At 46.5% G+C, this 20,973-nt stretch carries 13 protein-coding genes and 1 rRNA gene; 5 read left to right on the plus strand and 9 right to left on the minus strand.

Annotated elements, in window-relative coordinates; all coding sequences use genetic code 11:
- Positions 1 to 247 (minus strand): 16S ribosomal RNA (locus L5L97_RS17705); the annotation flags it as partial.
- A gap of 702 nt (positions 248 to 949) precedes the next feature.
- Between L5L97_RS17705 and L5L97_RS17710 the strand changes: the two genes are divergently transcribed.
- Complete coding sequence (locus L5L97_RS17710) at positions 950 to 1,411, plus strand: RNA-binding protein (RefSeq protein WP_113941557.1); 462 nt, start codon at positions 950 to 952, stop codon at positions 1,409 to 1,411.
- 36 nt (positions 1,412 to 1,447) lie between these two features.
- On the opposite strand, the gene murI is transcribed toward L5L97_RS17710, so the two are convergent.
- Positions 1,448 to 2,272: a glutamate racemase gene (murI, locus tag L5L97_RS17715; protein ID WP_263164006.1), complete on the minus strand. Its 825-nt coding sequence runs from the start codon at positions 2,270 to 2,272 to the stop codon at positions 1,448 to 1,450.
- Positions 2,273 to 2,494: 222 nt separating this feature from the next.
- Between murI and trmA the strand changes: the two genes are divergently transcribed.
- Entirely contained in the window at positions 2,495 to 3,592 is a 1,098-nt protein-coding gene (gene trmA / locus L5L97_RS17720) for a tRNA (uridine(54)-C5)-methyltransferase TrmA (protein WP_263183154.1), read from the plus strand.
- A 107-nt stretch (positions 3,593 to 3,699) separates the two neighbouring features.
- Here trmA and fabR read toward each other — a convergent pair whose 3' ends face one another.
- The gene (gene fabR / locus L5L97_RS17725; RefSeq protein WP_105251021.1) at positions 3,700 to 4,314 is read right to left on the minus strand and encodes an HTH-type transcriptional repressor FabR; all 615 of its coding nucleotides are present in this window, start codon (positions 4,312 to 4,314) and stop codon (positions 3,700 to 3,702) included.
- Between the two features lie 144 nt (positions 4,315 to 4,458).
- Between fabR and L5L97_RS17730 the strand changes: the two genes are divergently transcribed.
- From L5L97_RS17730 to mnmH, 3 genes are all read left to right on the plus strand, one after another.
- Positions 4,459 to 5,565, plus strand: a complete 1,107-nt coding sequence (locus L5L97_RS17730) for an acyl-CoA desaturase (protein WP_263183156.1) — start codon at positions 4,459 to 4,461, stop codon at positions 5,563 to 5,565.
- Between the two features lie 95 nt (positions 5,566 to 5,660).
- Complete coding sequence (gene selD / locus L5L97_RS17735) at positions 5,661 to 6,719, plus strand: selenide, water dikinase SelD (RefSeq protein ID WP_105251019.1); 1,059 nt, start codon at positions 5,661 to 5,663, stop codon at positions 6,717 to 6,719.
- Positions 6,719 to 7,825 carry a tRNA 2-selenouridine(34) synthase MnmH gene (mnmH, locus tag L5L97_RS17740; RefSeq protein WP_263183160.1) on the plus strand — a complete coding sequence of 369 codons (1,107 nt, stop codon included), beginning with the start codon at positions 6,719 to 6,721 and terminating at the stop codon, positions 7,823 to 7,825. Before selD ends, mnmH begins: the two co-directional genes overlap by 1 nt.
- A 76-nt stretch (positions 7,826 to 7,901) precedes the next feature.
- On the opposite strand, the gene L5L97_RS17745 is transcribed toward mnmH, so the two are convergent.
- The 6 genes from L5L97_RS17745 to L5L97_RS17770 all read right to left on the minus strand — a co-directional run bounded on the left by L5L97_RS17745 (position 7,902) and on the right by L5L97_RS17770 (position 20,785).
- Positions 7,902 to 9,764, minus strand: coding sequence for an MFS transporter (locus L5L97_RS17745; RefSeq protein WP_263183163.1), 1,863 nt, complete (start codon positions 9,762 to 9,764; stop codon positions 7,902 to 7,904).
- Positions 9,755 to 10,366, minus strand: a complete 612-nt coding sequence (locus L5L97_RS17750) for a TetR/AcrR family transcriptional regulator (protein WP_263183165.1) — start codon at positions 10,364 to 10,366, stop codon at positions 9,755 to 9,757. The genes L5L97_RS17745 and L5L97_RS17750 overlap by 10 nt, the downstream gene beginning before the upstream one ends.
- A 316-nt stretch (positions 10,367 to 10,682) precedes the next feature.
- A complete protein-coding gene (locus L5L97_RS17755; protein WP_263170315.1) occupies positions 10,683 to 11,126 on the minus strand; it encodes a GNAT family N-acetyltransferase in 444 nt (147 codons plus the stop codon).
- Positions 11,127 to 11,133: 7 nt separating this feature from the next.
- On the minus strand, positions 11,134 to 11,946 hold the full coding sequence (cysQ, locus tag L5L97_RS17760) for a 3'(2'),5'-bisphosphate nucleotidase CysQ (protein WP_198573335.1): 813 nt from the start codon (positions 11,944 to 11,946) through the stop codon (positions 11,134 to 11,136).
- A 71-nt stretch (positions 11,947 to 12,017) separates the two neighbouring features.
- Positions 12,018 to 12,566, minus strand: a complete 549-nt coding sequence (nudE, locus tag L5L97_RS17765) for an ADP compounds hydrolase NudE (protein ID WP_263183166.1) — start codon at positions 12,564 to 12,566, stop codon at positions 12,018 to 12,020.
- A 236-nt stretch (positions 12,567 to 12,802) separates the two neighbouring features.
- Positions 12,803 to 20,785 carry an Ig-like domain-containing protein gene (locus tag L5L97_RS17770; RefSeq protein ID WP_263183169.1) on the minus strand — a complete coding sequence of 2,661 codons (7,983 nt, stop codon included), beginning with the start codon at positions 20,783 to 20,785 and terminating at the stop codon, positions 12,803 to 12,805.
- Between the last annotated feature and the right edge of the window lie 188 nt (positions 20,786 to 20,973).

The raw sequence follows: 20,973 nt of genomic DNA on the forward strand, positions 1-20,973 counted from the left end.
CTAATCCCACCTAGGTTCATCCAATCGCGGAAGGCCCGAAGGTCCCCTCCTTTCCCCCGTAGGGCGTATGCGGTATTAGCAGTCGTTTCCAACTGTTATCCCCCTCGACTGGGCAGATCCCTAGGCATTACTCACCCGTCCGCCGCTCGCCACCTCAGAAGTAAACTCCCTTGTGCTGCCGCTCGACTTGCATGTGTTAGGCCTGCCGCCAGCGTTCAATCTGAGCCATGATCAAACTCTTCAATTAAAGTTTTGTTGCTTCCGTCTTACGACTTCAGCGGCTCAATGAATTCTACTGTTTTGATTCGCTTTGCTCACTAAGAAGCATCGCGTTTCAATTCATACATTACTGTATGTACATATTACTATGAACACTCAATCACCCTTTCCCGTTAAGGAGAATGACTTGAAAACATTGATTTAAATTTTTGACTGCCAACCCGAAGGCTAAGCAGTTTCGATTAACTCAACACCTGTGAGTGTCCACACAGATTTGCTTGATAAATTGTTAAAGAGCGTTGACCACACACTGAGTTTTCAGCGGGTCAGGGCTGCGTATTCTACGCATTCCCGTTAGTGCGTCAAGTAGTTTTTTCAACTTTCTCAACACTCATCGTTTAGCTCGCTAACCGATGAACTGCTTGGCTTTCTTTGCTTAACTTGCGTTTCGCGGTCTGCCGTGTCAGTGGATGCGCATTATAGGGAGATTGAGAAAGTCCGCAAGGGCTTTTTATCGATCATTGAATCGCACGTCGATATTTTAAACGTTATGTCCATTTTTTAGCTTATAAGCTCTATTTATCGGAGATAAGTAAGGTTTTTTATCTAATAATTGATAATTCACGCTCAATATTTCAGCAATGGTCTAGTGTAAAAGTAAATAATTCATTACCATATACTTGCTGTTAACAGTTATTTATCAATTTCCCATTCATCAGAGAGCATTCTTATGCAAAAGTCATTTCTTATTGTCTTGATTGTCGCCATTATTGGCGCAGTAGCACTATCTCAGTTCGCAACGCCATTATCAGCTATTGCTTTTGTCGCTGGCGCTATCATTGCAAGTCTTGTTTTTAAATTTGTTCCAGAGACTTCATCATCTCATGCTTCAGAAGAACAATATGTTGGCCCTACTATGACCTTATATGTAGGTAACCTGCCTTATCGTGTTCATGAGGGTGAAGTAAAAGTATTATTTGGCGAATTTGGTCCAGTAAACTCTGTGCGTTTAGTCAGAGATCGTAAGACGGGTCGTCGTAAAGGTTTTGGTTTTGTGGAGATGTCAGAATCAGGCGCTCAGAAAGCCATGGTTAAACTGAATGACTATAGTTTCCAAGAAAGAACCTTAAAAGTAAGAGAAGCAAAAACACAAGATTCGGAAGCTGCCGACCGTACAGGGACAGACGAGTAGCATTACCGCTTAAACTGTTTTGCTTTATTTTGTAATTTAGTTGGTTGTGGTGATTCGTTCGATAGTTGAAAAGCCACAATCAATTAATGTTGTTGTTAACCCTTCGCTGATTCCCACCTTAGTATAGAAAGCTTGCATAACTGACTCCCTTACAGCTTCTCTCTCATCTGTTACTCTGTGCTCTTCCACAATAAGATTCTGTTGCGTTAAAAGAGTAACAACTCGCTTTGCAATAGCAGCGCCAGAATCCATTAGTTTTACGCCAGCACCGAGCACTTGTTGTAATTCAGCTTTGATCATAGGGAAATGAGTGCAACCTAGTACCAGAACATCCAATTGTGCGGCAACGACTGGTGCCAGTAATTGTGCCAATCTATGCATATCCAACATTCCAGTCGCCACTTTTTGTTCTGCCATCATCACTAATTCAGAACACCCAAAGAGTTCGACATGGCAATCATCAGCAAATTGGCTGATGAGTTCATGGGTATAATGACGCTTAACTGTGCCTGGTGTAGCCAAGAGTCCAATACGTTTACTCTTAGACATTAGAGCGGCGGGTTTAATGGCGGGGACAACACCTACGACAGGGACTGTAAGATGTGCACGTAATGCCGGTAACACAACAGTACTTGCAGTATTGCAGGCAACGACCACTATCATTGCATTGGTACGAGCCACTAGATCGCATACTAATTCGACACAGCCAGAAATTAATACCTGCTCTTCCAGCTCACCATAGGGCAACCTAGCGTTGTCGAAAAGATAGCAATAGTCGCTATGGGGCAAACTCTTGCGGATTTCAGCCAGTACAGATAGACCACCAATCCCAGAATCAAACACTAATATAGGTCGCGACAAGCGAATCTCCAGTTTCGGATATATAAATAAACTATACAGATTGGACGCATTAACGATTCGATGGCTGCTTTACCGACGGAATCCAGCCAAATACCATAGAACCACATTCAAGTGCGCGGATTTTCCCATAGCTTTGCGAAAACCGCAAAAGCAAGGTACTGGACATTCGTGTCACCTAGTATAATATTTGCGCCCCAATTTACAGCAACGGTGAATCAAACAATGAACTTAGCAGCAATGGACCCTCAGACTTATGATGCGCAGTTAGAACACAAGCGTATCAAGCTAGAACAAGCCTTTGCCCAATTTGAAACACCGAGTGTTGAAGTTTTTGCCTCAGAGCCAGCTAACTACCGTATGCGCGCCGAATTCCGCATGTGGCATGATGGTGACGACTTATACTATTACATGTTCGATAAAGTATTGAATGAGAAAGTACGTTGCGATCAATACTTACCAGCTAGCGTACTCATCAATCAAATGATGTCGGCCTTAATCGCCGAGCTGAAACCGAATCCGAGTCTAAGGCACAAATTGTTCCAAGTGGATTTTTTGTCGACTTTAAGCGGCGAGATTTTAGTGTCTTTGCTTTATCACAGGCAGCTTGATGACCTATGGCGCGCCGATGCGACTGCACTGAAAGCCAAGTTAAGTAGCCAGTTTAACGTCAATATCATCGGCCGTGCCCGTAAGCAAAAAATCGATTTAGATAAAGACTTTGTGGTCGAGTCATTACAAGTAAATGATAAAACCTTCTTATATAAGCAAATCGAAAACAGCTTTACTCAACCCAATGCCAAAGTTTCCGTAAAAATGCTGGAGTGGGCTATCGATGCGACTCAAAACAGTAAGGGGGATTTACTCGAGCTCTACTGTGGTAATGGCAACTTCTCTATCGCACTAGCGCAAAACTTTAATCGCGTATTGGCCACCGAACTCGCTAAGCCTTCAGTCGATGCGGCGCAATACAATATCGAAGTGAATGGTATTGATAATCTGCAGATTATTCGTATGTCAGCCGAAGACTTTAGCGATGCCATGGCGAAGAAACGCAGCTTTAGACGTTTAGAAGGTATCGATCTTGACAGCTATGTTTGCAACACCATTTTTGTTGACCCACCACGCGCGGGGATTGATCCTGATACGCTGGCGTTAGTCCAAGGTTATGAGCGGATTTTGTATATATCCTGCAACCCAGAAACCTTAAAAGATAACCTGCAACAACTGAACGAAACCCATAAGGTGACCCGCTTTGCCTTGTTTGATCAGTTCCCTTATACAGATCACATGGAAACGGGTGTACTACTCGAGCGTCGTTAATCACTTCAGATAAACTGAGCTCGACTGCAGAACACTTCAACGTAAATTCGCTAAAAATAATGGAGCCTTAGGCTCCATTATTTTAGTAAATCTGCATCTCACTCAGATTAGCGGTGTTCAACCTTATGCTGCAAAGCCTCGGCGCCTTTGGCGACCATGCGCAATTGCATGACTAATTGATCGGCAAGAATTTTGCGGTCAGCCCGTTTCATATCTAATGCGGAAGCGCCAGCATTAAACACCAGTGTCACTAACGCTTCAGCCTGTGCACGGGCTAGCAAGGGGGTTCGACCCGCTTTGGCTTCGGTATAATGAGCCAATTCAGAAATAAAATGTTCAATTTCGCGGGCAACTGCCGCACGGAATGCTGCCGAGGTTCCAGAGCGTTCATGCAACAAAATACGGAATACGTTTGGATTCGAATCAAGCACTTCCATAAAGGTATCAACGGAAATACGGATCACACTGCCACCCACTTCAGCTCGCTGACGGCCTTTACGCATCATCTGCCTTAGGGTTAACCCGCCCTCGTCCACCATAGTAAGACCGAGTTCGTTCATATCTTTAAAATGGCGATAAAAAGATGTCGGCGCGATATTAGCTTCCCGAGCAACCTCTCGTAAACTCAGACTTGAGAAACTGCGCTCAGCACTTAGCTGATTAAAGGCCGCATCGACTAAAGCTCGACGAGTTTTCTCTTTTTGCTGTGCTCGAATACCCATTCTTAAATCCGCTAACTGAATGTAATAACGCGATAATACCGCTTTTAGGCATTAAACACAGCCCCATCGTCCTTGACCAAACAATATAGCTAAGCTAAATTAGCTTACAGATGTACGCTCAAAAGCGAATTTTGGAAACCTATAATGAAAAAACCCCCTATCATCTGGCTTAATGTCAGTCTGTTTGCCATCACTTTTCTCAGTGCGGTAATTTTAGTTCCATGGCGCGGTATTGTTCATGGCTATGGTGCCAGTGAATGGATCGCTTTTATTGTTTTAGCCTTTGCCAGTGGCCTGTCAATCACCGCAGGTTATCACAGACTCTGGTCACACAAGGCCTATAAAGCCCATCCGGCGGTGCGTTTTATATATGCCCTTGGTGGTGCTTTAGCATTACAAAACAGTGCATTGCACTGGGCATCTGATCACAGAGTTCACCACAAACACGTAGATGATAACGACAAGGACCCGTACTCAGCCAAAATGGGATTCTGGTACAGCCATATCGGTTGGATGCTGCGTGAGTATCAGTCGCAACGCTATCACGATTATCAAAATGTGCGTGATCTGCAAAATGACCACATTGTCATGTGGCAACACAAACATTACCTCGCACTCGTGTTGCTGATGAACATTGGACTGCCTGCACTGCTTGGTTGGCTCAATGGTGACGTGCTGTCTATGTTATTGATGGCGGGGTTACTGCGTTTAGTGGTGGTGCATCACTGCACTTTCTTTATCAACTCTTTAGCCCACGTGTGGGGCAGTCAGCCTTATACCGATAAGAATACCGCCCGCGATAATGGCTTCTTGGCCATGTTGACCTACGGTGAGGGTTATCATAATTTCCATCATATTTTCGAAAATGACTATCGTAATGGCATTCGATGGTGGCACTACGATCCGACCAAATGGTTGATTAAGTCATTATCTTGGTTGGGATTAGCTAAGGATTTGCGTACGAGTCCACAGGAACGTATCGAGAGCGCACGCTTACAGATGCAGTTATTACGTACCAAACGGAAAGTTAATAACCTGCCTAATGCCGATGAAATTATTGAAAAAATCCAAGCAGAGTATGAGTTATTAAAGCTGCACTTAATGGATTACTATCAAGCACAGAAAACCTTGCTTGAGGCCAAGCGTAAGCAACTTGTCGATCAGCAACTATTGCAACAAGTTGAAGAGCTAAAGGCGCGTTTCTTAGTCCAGCAAAAACATTGGCGCAGCCTGACCGCAACTTATAGCTAAACCACAATTCTGCCCGAAAGTCATACGGCCACCTTGCATGGTGGCCGTATCTGATTATGATGATGCCTTAATCACTTAAATAGGCTGTTGAGATCATGTCAGATTCCCCAGTTACACTCCCAGAATCAATCAAGCTAACAGAATATAGTCATGGCGCAGGTTGTGGCTGCAAAATATCCCCTAAAGTGCTCAGCACTATCTTAGCCTCGCAATTACCTGTATTTACCGATCCAAATCTGCTGGTTGGTAATCAGAGCCGCGACGATGCTGCAGTGTACAAACTCAATGATGACATAGGCATCATTAGCACTACCGATTTTTTTATGCCAATTGTTGACGATCCATTCACCTTCGGTCGTATCGCAGCGACCAATGCGATCAGCGATATTTATGCCATGGGCGGCACGCCTATTATGGCGATTGCAATTTTAGGTTGGCCAATCAATAAACTACCCGCAGAAATCGCACAGCAAGTGGTCGATGGCGGCAGACAAGCCTGCATGGAAGCGGGGATCATGCTAGCCGGTGGTCATAGCATAGACGCACCCGAACCTATTTTTGGTCTCGCGGTTACCGGGCAAATTGCCTTAAGTGATTTAAAACAGAATGATACCGCTAAAGCCGGCGATCGTTTATATCTCACTAAACCTATCGGCATTGGTATTTTAACCACAGCGCAAAAACAGAAAAAACTCCGCGATGAAGATAGTCTCATTGCGGTAAATGCCATGTGCCAACTCAATACTATAGGCGCGACCATTGCAAAAATTAGCGGTGTAAATGCCCTGACCGATGTCACAGGTTTTGGACTGGCGGGACACTTACTCGAAATGTGCCAAGGCGCCAACCTCACTGCGAAGCTTAAATTTGATGCAGTGCCATTGTTACCACGCGCCTTAGATTATTTAGCCTTAGGTTGTGTTCCTGGCGGAACTCACCGTAATTACGATAGTTATGGCGAGCATCTCCCCGAGCTCAGCGAGCATCAAAAAGCGATACTGTGCGATCCGCAAACCAGTGGTGGCCTGTTAGTTGCCGTCTCGGCCGCAGCTGAAGCGGAATTAATTGCCCTACTCGATGCGAACCACATAACCCCAATCTGCATTGGGTCACTGGAAACACCGACCACTGCAGCGAATGTGGTGTTGTGCTGATGCCAAGCGCTATTGTAGCCGCAGAGCAATATAGGGAAATTTTCCTCAACCAACATCCGATGATGGATGTGCGAGCGCCCATAGAGTTCACTCGGGGCGCGTTTCCCAACTCGACCAACTTGCCCTTGATGCTGGATAGTGAAAGGGAAAAAGTCGGTACTTGTTATAAGCAATTTGGTCAGCAAGCCGCGATTGCATTAGGTCATTCACTGGTGAATGGTCCCATCAAGCAACAGAGAATCGAGGCTTGGGCTAGCTATGTTAAAGCCAATCCTAATGCTTACCTTTATTGCTTTCGCGGCGGCCTGCGCTCGCAACTCACTCAGCAATGGCTCAAAGAAGCTGGGATCGAAGTCCCCTATATTCAGGGTGGCTATAAGGCCATGCGCCAATATCTGATTGGCGTGATTGAAGCGGCACCCGCTCAGCAACCGTTATTGAGTTTGAGCGGGATGACGGGCTGCGGTAAAACCGATTTTCTACTACAGCGTAAAGAAGCGGTTGATCTTGAAGGGATAGCCAATCACAGAGGCTCTAGTTTTGGAAAGAATATCGACCCACAGCCAACGCAGATTAACTTTGAAAATCAACTCGCCATTGCCTTGCTACAACACCAAACAAGTGGCGCGGCGTGTTTACTGCTCGAAGATGAAAGCTTCCTGATTGGGCGTTCGGCGCTGCCGCAGACATTTTACAATGCCATGCAAGCCGCTAATGTTTTAGTGCTAGAAGAGTCGGACGATGCGAGGCTCGAACGCTTACGCTATGAATATGTGCATAAAATGTATAGCGGCTTCTGTGAGCGCCTAGGGCCGGAAGCAGGTTTTGCGGCTTTCAGTGAATATCTATTACAGAGTTTAGTGAGCATTCGCAAACGTCTAGGCGGAAAACAACATCAAGAACTGCAAGATTTGATGCAACAAGCCCTCGATCAACAAATTAACCAGAATGACACTTCGCAGCATTTAGTCTGGATAAACCTGTTATTGCACAAGTATTACGATCCTATGTATCAATACCAATTACAGAAAAAGTCTGAACGTGTACTCTTTAAAGGTTCGCACCAAGCCATGCATGAGTGGCTGGATAGCTATCAAACACGATAAATCGCCACCCTAAAATAACCGCGAACATTAGCTTCGCGGTTATCACTTCACTTTATTTCATACTGCCATAACAGATTTAAGACTTGCCCAGCAGGCTCGCCACTTGGACTCTCAAAGATTCCTTATTCGCAAGCTTACCATCGACGGCATCCGTTAAATCCACCGACACCCTTGACCAAAAACGCTTGGGCATTTTAGCCAAAGCATGTCCGCCCTTGTGGCTAAAGTAAGATCCCCATAATCCGTGTAGTGCCATAGGAATGACTGGCACTGGATCTCTGGCCAAAATCTTATCAATTCCGGGACGAAAATCGCCAAGTTCACCGTCAGGTGTGAGTCGACCCTCAGGGAAAATACATACCAACTCGTCATTGGCGAGCGCTTCATGAATCGCCTCAAAGGCACGATTATAGGTCTCTTCACTTTGCTTAGGCGAACAGATAGGGATCACACCTGCATGGCGGAACAAATACTTCAACAGAGGAATTTCGCTGATGGATTTATCCATCACAAAGCGGATTGGCCGTGTCGACGCTCCCATAATAATCAATGCATCCACATAACTCACATGGTTACAAACTATGATGCCAGCCCCTTCCTTTGGAATTTTCTCTCGGCCTGTGACTGTCACTCGATACATAACATGACTGAGTAAGTAACTGATAAATCGTTGTGTAAATTCTGGTACTTGTGAATAAACATAGAGCGCGACTACAGCATTCATCACGGCGAGTAGCAGAAATAACTGTGGAATAGTCCAACCTGCAACGCCCAGTAACAGCATAGATAACAGTGCCGAAACCACCATAAACAATGAGTTCATAATGTTATTGGCTGCAATCGCCTGAGCACATTCGCCCTTAGCCGAACGCGATTGAATAAAGGCATACAGAGGTACAATAAACAAACCGCCACTAACGCCAATCATAAAGAAATCTAGCATCACGCGATAATGTTGGGACTCGCCAATAAAGGCCTTTAATCCATAGACAAAACCAGCATCCACTGGCACAGGTGGAATAGCCCAAAGCAAATCGACACCAAAGATAGTTAATCCCAATACCCCAAATGGCAGCAAACCGAGTTCCACATGGCCGTAGGAGAAACGTTCACAAACGAAGGAGCCAACAGCAATCCCGATGGAAAACATGCCTAATAATAATGACACCACAGTCGCACCAGAATGCAAATGCAGCTTAGCAAAGTTAGGAAACTGAGTCAGATAGGTCGCACCTAAAAACCAAAACCAACTGATCGCGAGGATAGCCATCCAGATTGAAGGCGTTTGACGGGCTTTTTTGATGCTACGCCAAGTGCCCGATAACGGCCTGAAACGTATTTTTTCAATGACGCCCTCTGGGGGTAATGCAGGAATCGCTCGGCTCGATAAATATCCTGCAAAGGCTAATACAGCAACAGTAATCGCCGACCAAAGCGTACCGTTTTCATCAGAAACCAAGATCCCCGCACTCAAAGTGCCCACCAGAATAGAGAGAAAAGTGCCCATTTCAACCCAAGCGTTGCCTGTGACTAACTCGTCCTCTTTCAACGCTTGGGGTAACAAGGAATATTTAACAGGACCGAAGTATGCAGACTGACTACCCGTTAAAAATAACAGTAATAACATCATCATGTAGCTCTCACTCAGAATCGCAATCGCGGCGCTAAACATGATGATGACTTCGAGTAATTTCAATCGGCGAATAAGTTTAGCCTTATCCATATTATCGGCGACTACACCCGCATGGGCCGAAAAGAGGAAAAATGGTAAAATGAACACCCCAGCCGCCAAGTTCACAAACATATCGACGCTTATGGGTAGGTCTTTCACTTGGCTAAAGGTCACTAATAGCAGCAACACATTTTTATAGATGTTGTCATTCAATGCGCCTAAGCACTGAGTCGCAAAATAGGGTAAAAAACGTTTTGTTAGCAGCATGATAGTTCCTTCTGGTAACCCATTCCTTGTAAATACGCTTGTACGTGACTCTCGAGTAAATCCTGCAGTGATAATGACTCAGCGAAGAGCTTATTATCGAGTGACAGAGAGGTCAGCCCATGAATCCCCCCCCATAATACCCGGCTCATACTGAGATGCTGTGTCTGCGTAACTTCGGGAAATAGTTGCGCCAATTCACACTCAATCAGAGTAAATAACCCCGCTATCAATTGCCCTTGCGATTCAGGCAAGGGTTCAGAATCGAGTAATTGCAGCTCAAAAACCAGCTTGAAAGCTTGGCGCTGCTCATGGGCGAATTGACTATACTCCCACGCCATTGCAATAATTTTACCTAAACTGTCGGCCGCACGAACACACGTCAATCGGTCGTGCAAAGTCCTAAGCGTTGACTCAGAAACCGCCAGTAATAAATAGTTGTAGCTACCGAAAATATTGATCAAGGTACTAGGGACATAACCAATTTGGCTGGCCACTTTGCGTAAGCTGAGCCCTATGGCACCTTGATCTATCAGTAACTCAGTTGCCGCTTGTATTGCCATCGCGCGAATTTCATCATGGCTGTGTTCTTTTCGTCTGGCCATAGGTCTCATCCCCTGTTGAATAGCAAGAGACTAACAGCAGTTAAAATAAAAAACAACGTTCAAAATAAGTTTATTTTACGTACAGAAGAGGGTAAATAATGAAGGATATTATTGAAGATGATGGATAAAGATAGGCACTCGAATTAGATTCCCTCAGCAAGCCGAACTGGATCCGTGGGATGACATCACCTAAAAGAGCATAAAAAACGGCGCGCTCAGTCAGCACACCGTCCATTATTTTGATTTAAAAATCATTCTTAATTCAAAGGTGATTTTTATTTGAGGATAATCTTTGGTTCAAAGATAAGCGCGCGATTTAAGGCCTGCGATAAGTCATCACAACCCTATCTGCGCCATCGCCAAAATAATCGGCCTCAAAAGTTGAATCAATGAAACCTAAATGCTGATATAAGCCATGGGCAGGGTTACTCGGATCAACGGTTAAACACACCCGCTCAACTGACACGGGCAACTCGGCTAAACATTGTTGCATCAAACGTTTGCCGAATCCCTTCCCGCGAGCATTTTCACTCACTGCGACAGATAATATCCACATGCAGTTAGGATCGCTACTCTGGGCACTGAGCAAATAGCCTTGTAGCTGATTATCTGCATCCACGGCCACTAAAAATTGCTCTGGCCAACAATCAAATCCCTGACGGAAGAAAAAATCGGGATAGCTGTGCTCGCCAAAAATAGCCTGTTCGAGCTGATAAACCGCGAATAACTCTGACTTTAATACCGGACGTATAGACTGCATTCGAAAATCATTCACCTATTAAAATCTTATCCCACTCTAAGTTGGGTGCGCCCACGACGATGAAGTTAGGGTTCTCTAAGCTCTCGCGCTCATTGTAGGTTAACGGTTGAAGCTCAGTATCCATCAACTGTCCACCCGCTTCCTCGACGATAATTTGCGCGGCTCCCGTGTCCCACTCACCCGTTGGTCCGACTCGTACATAACAATCAGCACGACCTTCGGCAACAAGACAACTCTTTAACGCTGCGCCCCCCATAACGACTAACTCACAGTGTTTAGGATGGTTGAATAGGGTCAACACAGATTGGGGGTCCTGACGGCGACTTACGGCCAATCTTAGCGATACCTTTTCACGGTGCTCAATTTGGCGACTGCTAATACGCACTTCTTGTTTATCCGTGCGTTTGTACGCCCCTAAACCAGCAATAGCGTAATAACACACTTGCGTCATCGGCACATAAACCACGCCCATCACGGGACGATTGTGTTCCACCAGCGCGATAATGACTGAAAAATCACCGCTGCCAGCGATAAACTCCCCCGTACCATCGAGCGGATCCACCAACCAATAGCGCTTCCAAGATTCACGCACATTCAACGGAATGTCAGCGGCCTCTTCAGATAACACAGGAATATCAGGCGTTAAGGCGGTCAATCGGTCACAAATGATCTTGTTCGCCGCTAAATCTGCGGAAGTGACAGGGGTATTGTCAGACTTCATTTCTCGCTCAAAATTACCTTTGAGATAAATGTCACGGATAGTTATCCCTGCATCGGTCGCAATCGCAATAACTTCGTCGATCAACTCTTCTGGCTTCATAACAACTCCAATCGCCTGCTGAGCGAATGTTTTGCAAGCGTGCAAACTCTGAACGCTTAAAAGGAAAAAGATTATTTATGTAAATATTTTTGCGCCAAAAACAACGCGCTCACACTACGGGATTCAGAAAAATCGACATCATCGAGCAAGGCTTCCCAATCGGCGAGCGCCCAAGGCACCACATCAATTGGCTCAGGCTCATCACCTTCAAGGCGACTCTCATACAGATCTTCTGCAAGAAAAATTTGCATCTTACTAGAGAAATAACCCGGAGCTAGGCTGAGTTCTTTCAGTAAGGTGAGCTTATTCGCTCCAAAGCCAATTTCTTCCTGTAATTCACGGTTAGCAGCTTCTATTGCTGTCTCACCGGGATCGATCAAACCTTTTGGGAAACCGAGTTCGTAATTATCAGTTCCTGCAGCATATTCGCGTGCCAGTAGCATTTTCCCTTGATGAATAGGCACTATCATCACAGCGCCACGACTACCGCCTTTCATGCGCTCATATTGACGCTCTACACCATTGGAGAACTTAAGATGCACTTGCTCAATTTGAAATAATCGGCTTCTCGCGACAACTTCGGTATGCAATATTTCCGGCTTATTCTGCCGTTGCGACATAACTGCCTCTGGATAAAAAAGCGATAAATTAAATAAGGTAAGTGACAATCTTACTATCCTGTCTTTAATCTACAACCTGAATTTATTACATGCTCCTAATGGTAAGCCACAAATCCTTTGCGATATGCATCACAAACCCAGCCCAGCCTTAAGTGAACACCTTCAAAATATTCTCAAATATGATGTTTTTATTGGATAGTAAAAAGGGGCGAATGCCCCTTTTGATATGCTAACGTTTAAAATTGATATCGTAGATTGAGCTGGTAACTGAGGAAATCATTAGGCTCGATATCCACATATTGATACCCCAAACCTACAGACCATGAATCACTAAATTGATAGCTAAAACGCACGCCCGCATACCAATCTGTACCATCAAGCTCTGTAGTTAAACGGCTATTGCCCATAGTGCTACTGATATCCGCTTGCCACCTAAACAATCCGATGGGTACTTCAAACCGCCAAGCTTCATGTTGGAGTAAAGTGAAACGTAATCCCAGCATGACACCATCGGCCAGTACTGGCGTTACGGCTTTGACCTGCTCATGATATTGCTCAGGGGTGAGACTTGCGCCCTCAATCCGCGCACTTCCATTACCAAAGTCGGCATAGCCTAATTCGATGGCAACAAAGGGAGTCCATTGATAACCGATACTCACACCCAAAGCAGTATCTTTATCATCAACCGATGTTACAAAGCCTGTCCCCGCTTGTGGCTGTAGATCTCGCCTGCTGCTATCAACCTGAGCTTGACCTACAAATCCCTCGACGTACCAGTTATCAGCCGCATTTGCTTGATTAACGGAGCCTACGAGCAACACAGCGCCCAAGACTAATTTATGTAATTCCTTACGGCGAATTAAACCCATTGTAAGAATCAAACCTAATGCCCATAAGGACATACTGCCTCCACCCGACTTGTTATCTATCACCACATTTTGGTATGCCTTAACTGTGATTAACGCTTGCCCAGTTGCTTCGCCGCCCAATCCATCACTAATCTGATAACTCACAGTATCTACTCCATCAAATCCAGTTTTAGGGATATAACGTAGCTTATTAGATTCAACAGAAACCGTTCCTTGCTGCGCGGTTGCGCTGACTAAGGTTAAAACGTTGCCATCGGGATCGCTGTCATTACTCAACACATCGAGTAACAAGCTCGTTCTGTCATCTATGGCAGCACTATCGTTCACTGTCGTAGGTGCCGTATTGCCATTAACAATCACAGTCAACTCACTACTCGCAGTACCACCTTTACCATCGGTAATGCTATACACCAGCACATCTGTACCGATGAAATCGGTTGCTGGCGTGTAACTTAACTGCTGATTAGCCAAGATAACTACGGTTCCGAACTCGCTGGTGACTTGTGTTACCGTCAAGGCATCACCATCGCTATCCGTATCATTGGCGAGCACATCGACATCGAGACTCTGATTCCAAGGTAAAGATGCCGTATCTGGGTTCGCCACAGGTAAATGGTTACCATTGAGTATCACTGACACGCCACTTGGGTCGACAATGGTTCGGTTAGCGACGCCATCGTCATCGTTTGGCCCACCATCTTCTATGGTTAACTGCACACACCAATGGCCTTCAGTTAATCCAGAAGTCCAACGACTGTCTCCTGGTGGAGGACAGAAACCACGCTCACCTTCACTACTGGCGACACTATTGCGCGCATCAATCACAAAATCCTTCCAACCATTTTGGGCTTGATACTTACGATATACCGCATTGGCAGGAACTGGCGAACGTTGTGGTATCACCAGACTGTAACTCTGCCCTTGTTGCGGTAGTCCTGTAGCAATGAAGTCAAAAATCCCCCCCACATTGGCCGCGATACTGTCTTCAGGAACCAGATTAGGTAATAGTTGAATACCACTTTGCTCTTGCATCAGTGCAATATTACCTAAGCGTAAGCACACGCCCGCTTGCCCCTCTGCCAAGAAGTACACAGGCTGCAACTCACCTTCAGGCATCACGTTACAATCATTGATTGCATCCAAGTAATCTGGAATGCCATCGCGGTCTGTATCGGTAAATCCCTCTTGGTTATCAGGGATCAAATCACCGTCGGTATCAGTCCCCGTCAGAGGTGGCAAAGATGGGCGCACAACAATATAAACTTTCTCCGTGGTAGACAGCGCGGGTAAGCCGCTATCCGTCACAGTCAGGCTCACAGGATAAATGCCCGGTAAGACCTCTGTCGGCAAGAAGAACATCCCCGCATCATCGGACTGCAAGTTCAGCGCGCCACTCGACCATACAGATGTCAAAGTATCGTTCATGTTGGCATCGCTAATCTGCGCATGAATATGAACCTCGCCACCATTTTGTGCCACGATCAACTGACGTTCACCCGCTTGAGTCACCTCAAGAGTCACACTCGGGGCAATGTTAGCCTCAGTGATCGACACTTGTGTTTGCTTCTTACTGCCTAAATTCAAACTTGGATCTAGGCTGATCAACACATCTTCTTCAGCCTCAACTTCCCCATCCTCTATTGTTCTAAAGTGAATATGGGCCAATGTACCTGAAGTAATCTCCACTACCGCATCGACTAAGTCATGATCATTGCTGTCCGCGGAACCTGCAACCGTATAAGGAACTGATATTGGATACTCAGGCGCATCACCGTTTAAGTGAATACTAACAACAACCTCATTACCCTCACCCACGACTTGATCTTTACTCAAGGAAATTAATGGATGCACTTTTACTTTCTGAGCCTTAGTCGCTTTGTTGCCATCACGATCTACGGCTTGCCAGTAAGCAAGATAACTACCAGGGGCAAAGAATAAACGCTTATCGACCAAAGAAACGGGCAGTGGATGACCATTACGATCGACGGCCTTCGCAAACCCTAGATCCACCCGAGTGAACAAGCCTGTTGCATTAACCTCAACATCACTAGGTACAGTAATAACAGGTAAATTGTCAGCCTCCCCACCTTCTACCAGTAAGTTGACTTTTGCACTTGCGCGCCCTTTCTGACCATCACTAATGGTATAACGAAGTGCGACCGGACCAACATAAGCTGCAGGGGCAGTAAATATGAGTCCATCATCAGTAATCTGCACACTACCTATGTCTGCTGCCGCGCCATCGATAGTCAAAGTATCACCGTCCACATCAACATCATTCTCTAGCGCAGGTAGTGTGTATTTATCATCCGCTGTGCTGGCTAGAGTGTAATTATCATCTACAGCTTGTGGGTCATCATTCACTGGGGTGACATTCATGGTGATAGTCGCAGGCTCAGAACTCAGTTCAGCATCCTTAGCAATAAAGCTTATCTGATCTGCACCGTTGAAATCTTTCTCCGGTGTGTATAACCACACAGTTCCATGCTGCTCCAAAGTGCCCGATTCAGGTTGGCTCACCACTTCATAGGTAAGAGGATCACTATCTGCATCCTCCCCAGTAAGCGTGATCATCACAGAGCTATCTTCCTCTAAGGTCACACTTGCACTCGTCGCAACAGGCGCATCGTTAACGTTAGTCACTGTAATGCTAAAGCTTTGCTCAGCCGTTAAGCCATCCGTGTCCGTCACTCGTAAGGTGACCGCATGACTGCCCACATCAGCATTGCCAGGCGTGCCACTGAGTAACCCTGTCGCCGCGTTGAAGCTCAACCAGCTTGGTATCGTCACCGCACTAAATGTCAGTACGTCGTCCACATCGACATCTGTAGCGGCAAAGGTATAGCTATAAACAGCATCTTGCACTGCGGCCATAGTTGCTGTTGAAGTGATGGTAGGAGCGTCGTTGCTATTAGTGACTGTAATACTAAACGATTGATCTGCTGTTAATCCATCCGTGTCCGTCACTCGCAGTAACACAGCATGACTGCCCACATCCGCATTGCTCGGCGTACCACTGAGTAAACCTGTCACCGAGTTGAAACTCAACCAGCTCGGTTTGGTCACTACACTGAGGGTTAACACAGCACCCACATCTAAGTCGGTAGCTATCACTGTGTAACTGTAAGCTATATCTTGAGTTGCTGTAGTGATGGCTGGAGAGCTAATCACAGGTGCATCGTTGACGTTGGTCACAATAACCATGAAGGATTGGTCAGCCGTTAAGCCATCTGTGTCTCTAACCCTCAGTGTCACTGGGTGAGAACCCACATCAGCATTTGTAGGCGTGCCGCTTAATACACCAGTTGCGGCGTTGAAGCTTAGCCAGCTAGGCTTAGTTATCGCGCTTAACGTAAGTACATCGCCCACATCAGTATCCGCAGCCGCAAAGATGTAGCTATACGCTGCATCTTGGGTCGCTGCAGTCATAGCCATAGAACTAATCGTCGGTGCATCGTTGACGTTCGTCACAGTTAAATTAAACGCTGGTAGACTCGCGGATAAAGTGCCATCAGAAACGCTGATAACAATTCCGTTAGTCACACCAACATCTTGATTTAATGGAATACCAGACAACATGCCTGTCGCGGTATTAAATGTTGCCCACGTAGGTTTATTACTAATACTAAAGCTAAGTGTATCTCCCACAGAGTCAGACGCTGTCGGCGTAAACTGGTACGAAGCATCCTGATTCACGATTAATATCGGCGAACCACTAATAGTCGGTGCACCATTTGGCGTCACAGAGTTACTCGCACTTGAAGCATTACCACTTCCCACAGTATTCGCCGCAGTAACACTAAATGTATAGGCCGTACCATTTGAAAGCCCTGTAACTGTAATTGGAGATCCTGCTCCCGAACCCGTAAAACCACCGGGGCTAGATGTCACTGTATAAGCTGTAATTGATGAACCGCCATTAAATATCGGTGCAGTGAAGCTAACAACCGCTTGGCTATCCCCAGCGATTGCAGCTCCTATGGTTGGCGCTCCAGCCACGACAGCATTTACCGCAAAGGTTCTGCTCACCTGTGTAGCAGGTAAATAGCTACTATTACCTGCTTGATCTGCATTAATAGTACAGCTACCTGCCGTCACAAAGGTCAGTGCACCACCGGAGGTAATAGTACAAACGCCCGTAGTGAATGAAGTAAAGACAGGTGTTAAGCCTGAATCAGCTGTAGCCGTTAATGTTGGCGTAGTACCAAAGTTTTGCGCTCCAGGATTAGCAAAAGTAATGGTTTGGATTGCTGCCGGAGTAATCGAGTTGGATGCGCCCGATGCAGGGCCAGTACCCGCCACATTATCGGCAGTTACGGTAAAGGTGTACGCTTGGCCATTGGTTAAACCGGTCACCACAATCGGAGATGAACCACCGTGTACTGGAACGACATCTGCCGGGTTTACCGTCACGATATAACCGGTAATCGCCGAGCCACCAATATTCACTGGGGCAACAAAGGCAACACTTGCCTGGGTATCACCGGCGATTGCAGTCCCTATGGTTGGTGCACCGGGAACTACGGGGCTAACGCTGAAAGACTGGCTCACCTGCGGTGCAGCCAGGAAAGACAAATCGCCCGCTTGATCCGCATTGACCGTACAGGTTCCTGTCGTTATAAAGGTCAACACACCGCCACTGGTAATAGTACAAACACTGGTGGTAGATGAGGTGAAAGTGACAACATAACCACCACCTGCCGATGAGCTTGCGGTCAGCGTTGGCGAAGTACCAAAGTTCCGTGTTCCTGGATTAGCAAAGGTAATCGTCTGTGGTGATGCCGGAATGATCGAGTTGGAAGCTGCCGATGCTGCACCCGTCCCCGCCGAGTTGGTCGCGGTCACTGTAAAGGTATAGGCCACTCCGTTAGTCAACCCCGTTACAGTAATCGGCGAACTTGATCCTGTACCAGTTGCACCGCCGGAGTTAGCGGTGACTGTGTAGCCTCCGGCAAGGATCGGTGCGCCGCCAGTGCTTACCGGTGCCGAAAAGGTCACAGTGGCCTGAGTATCACCAGCAGTTGCAGAACCAATCGTTGGGGCACCGGGAACTATCGCATTCACAGTAAAAGTTTCGGTTGCAGTAGTGGCTGCATTGGTAGCCGAGTCACCCGCCTGATCTGCATCAATGGTACAGCTACCCGCTGTTACGAAGGTCAGTGCACCGCCGCTGGTGATAGTACAAACACCAGTGGTGGACGAGCTGAAAGTGACAGTTAAATTATCAGTTCCTGTGGCAGAGTCTGCTGTCGCTGTAAGGGTTGGCGTAGTGCCAAAGTTTTGTGCCCCGGGGTTCGGAAAGGTAATGGTTTGATTACCTTTAGGGGTTGCCTCGTTGGAGGCAACGGAAGCAACGCTGTCACCGACCCCATTGGTTGCTTTCACTGTAAAGGTATAGGCAGTACCGTTAGTTAAGCCAGTCACCACAATCGGCGATGTTGTAAAGCCATTGCCACCGGCAGTGATATTTCCCGGGTTAGAGGTCACGGTATAACCTGTGATTGCCGAACCACCATTATTCACAGGGGCCATAAAGGCTACAGAAACCTGCCCGTCTCCCGCTGTTGCCGTACCAATCGTTGGCGCATCAGCTACTGTTGGAATTGCAACTGTATGGGATGAGCCACTGGTAAACGCTGCCGGACCAATATTACCTGCCCCATCGGCAATATTGGTTGATGCATTGAGGTTTACTTTGATAGTACCGTTGCCAACAATACCACTCACAGTAACCGTGAAACTGGAACCAGACCCGGAGACACTGGCAATAGTGCCATTGGCTGTTCCGGTAATTCCTAACGCAAAGTCGTCGGTTGAAACGCCGGTCACCGATTCATTAAAGGTCACAGTGAAATTCACACTGGTAGCGGCCGCCGTTGGACTCCCGCTTACCACAATGCTGGATACCGAAGGTGCAACACCATCAATAACCAAGGCTTTATTGTTACCTAATGAATTGGCTGCACCCGGTGAAGCCAGGGTCAAGGTCGCGTCATTACCCGCAGCGTCCCTGATAGTTCCCCCGCCCAATGCCAGCGAACTGGTAGCTACATAATCAAGGTCACCGGAAATATCCCCAGCCTGAACGGTATAGTTAAATGTCAGCGTAGAGGTGCCACTACCGCTCGCATAGTTGATTGTCCGGTCGGTTGCACCCGTCTCCAATGTTAGTTGTGGAGTGCCGGTCACGGTTACGGCTTCACTGAAGTTGACCTGCACATCAATCGAATTCCCCGTGTTATAGGTTCCATTAGCTGTACTGGAATTTACTGATGTCACTGTGGGCACCACGCCATCAATAACCAGCGCTTTATTATTACCCAGTGAATTTGCAGCACCGGGGCTAGCAAGTGTGAGGATGGCATTGTTGCCTGCTGCATCGCGAATAGTACTGCCATTCAAAGCCAGGGCAGTGGTCGTGGTGTAATCCAAATCAGCAGTGACATCACCCGCCTGTACGGTATAGGTAAACGTCAGGGTGCTGCTGTTGGTGCCGCCGGTATAGTTGATCATTCTGTCGGTAGTACCTGTTTCCAGGGTTAATTGCGGAGTGCCGCTGGCCACAATCACGTTTTCACTGAAATTCACCTGGATGCTGATTGGATCACCCACTTTATAGGTGCCATCTGAAGTACTGGAGGTGACGGAAGTTACCGTGGGCGGTGTAGTATCAGGCATGCGTGGGCTGGTAATTTCTATGTCATCTACGGCAATCTGCAAACCAGTATTGACCGTAATTCGAACACCGTATATGCCGTCAAAATCTGTATTACCGGATACACTGAAAGTTCCATAGTTGTTAAACGGAACACTATTTAAAGTAACTGCAGCCCCCGCCGGAGAAAACGAGCTATCAAGCGCCTGGAGAGTAAAGTTATAGCTTGTCGCAGTAATACTATCTCCACTAGCTACCTTAATTGTCGTGAGATCAAATATTCCTTGATTGGCACGTAATTCGAGCCACTCTGGCGTATAACCGTTAACCGCCCCTATGCGCACAAAAGGAGCGCTGGTAGCACCTGTCATCCCTGTCGTCTGGTTGCGCATGGTAAAGTTCTGTGAACTGGGGTCAGAGTTGTTCTTCGCGTAGATGTCAAAGCCACTACTTAAATGGTTAGTTACGGAGATCAGACCACCAGGAGTCTGACCAGTGGTTGCACCTGCAATAATTCCGTTGCTTATGATTGCATCCCAACCGATAGTGCCGTCAACACCGTTATTTACCAGCGTCGCGAAAGCAGCTCGCGGCGTTAGTAACATCATCACGATGGCAAGCCAAAATAATTTATGCCATTTATTGTGGGAGGTGTTGGCAAATGGTTTGGTCTTATCGAGGTTGGTACGCAACATGGTATTTCCTTGAAAATTCATTAACGATATTTACATTACAAAAATTTCCGAATCGCATTAAGCAGCTCACTTATCGATCCAGGAACTTACCTTCCGCACTCTTTAACCGTTTGCTTTAACAAATTGCACAAGCGCCTGTGCAAACACTCTAAAGAACATTTACACAGATGCTTTTAACTCATACTTTT

It is taken from the genome of Shewanella sp. SM71 (assembly GCF_025653905.1).
GTDB lineage: Bacteria > Pseudomonadota > Gammaproteobacteria > Enterobacterales > Shewanellaceae > Shewanella > Shewanella oncorhynchi.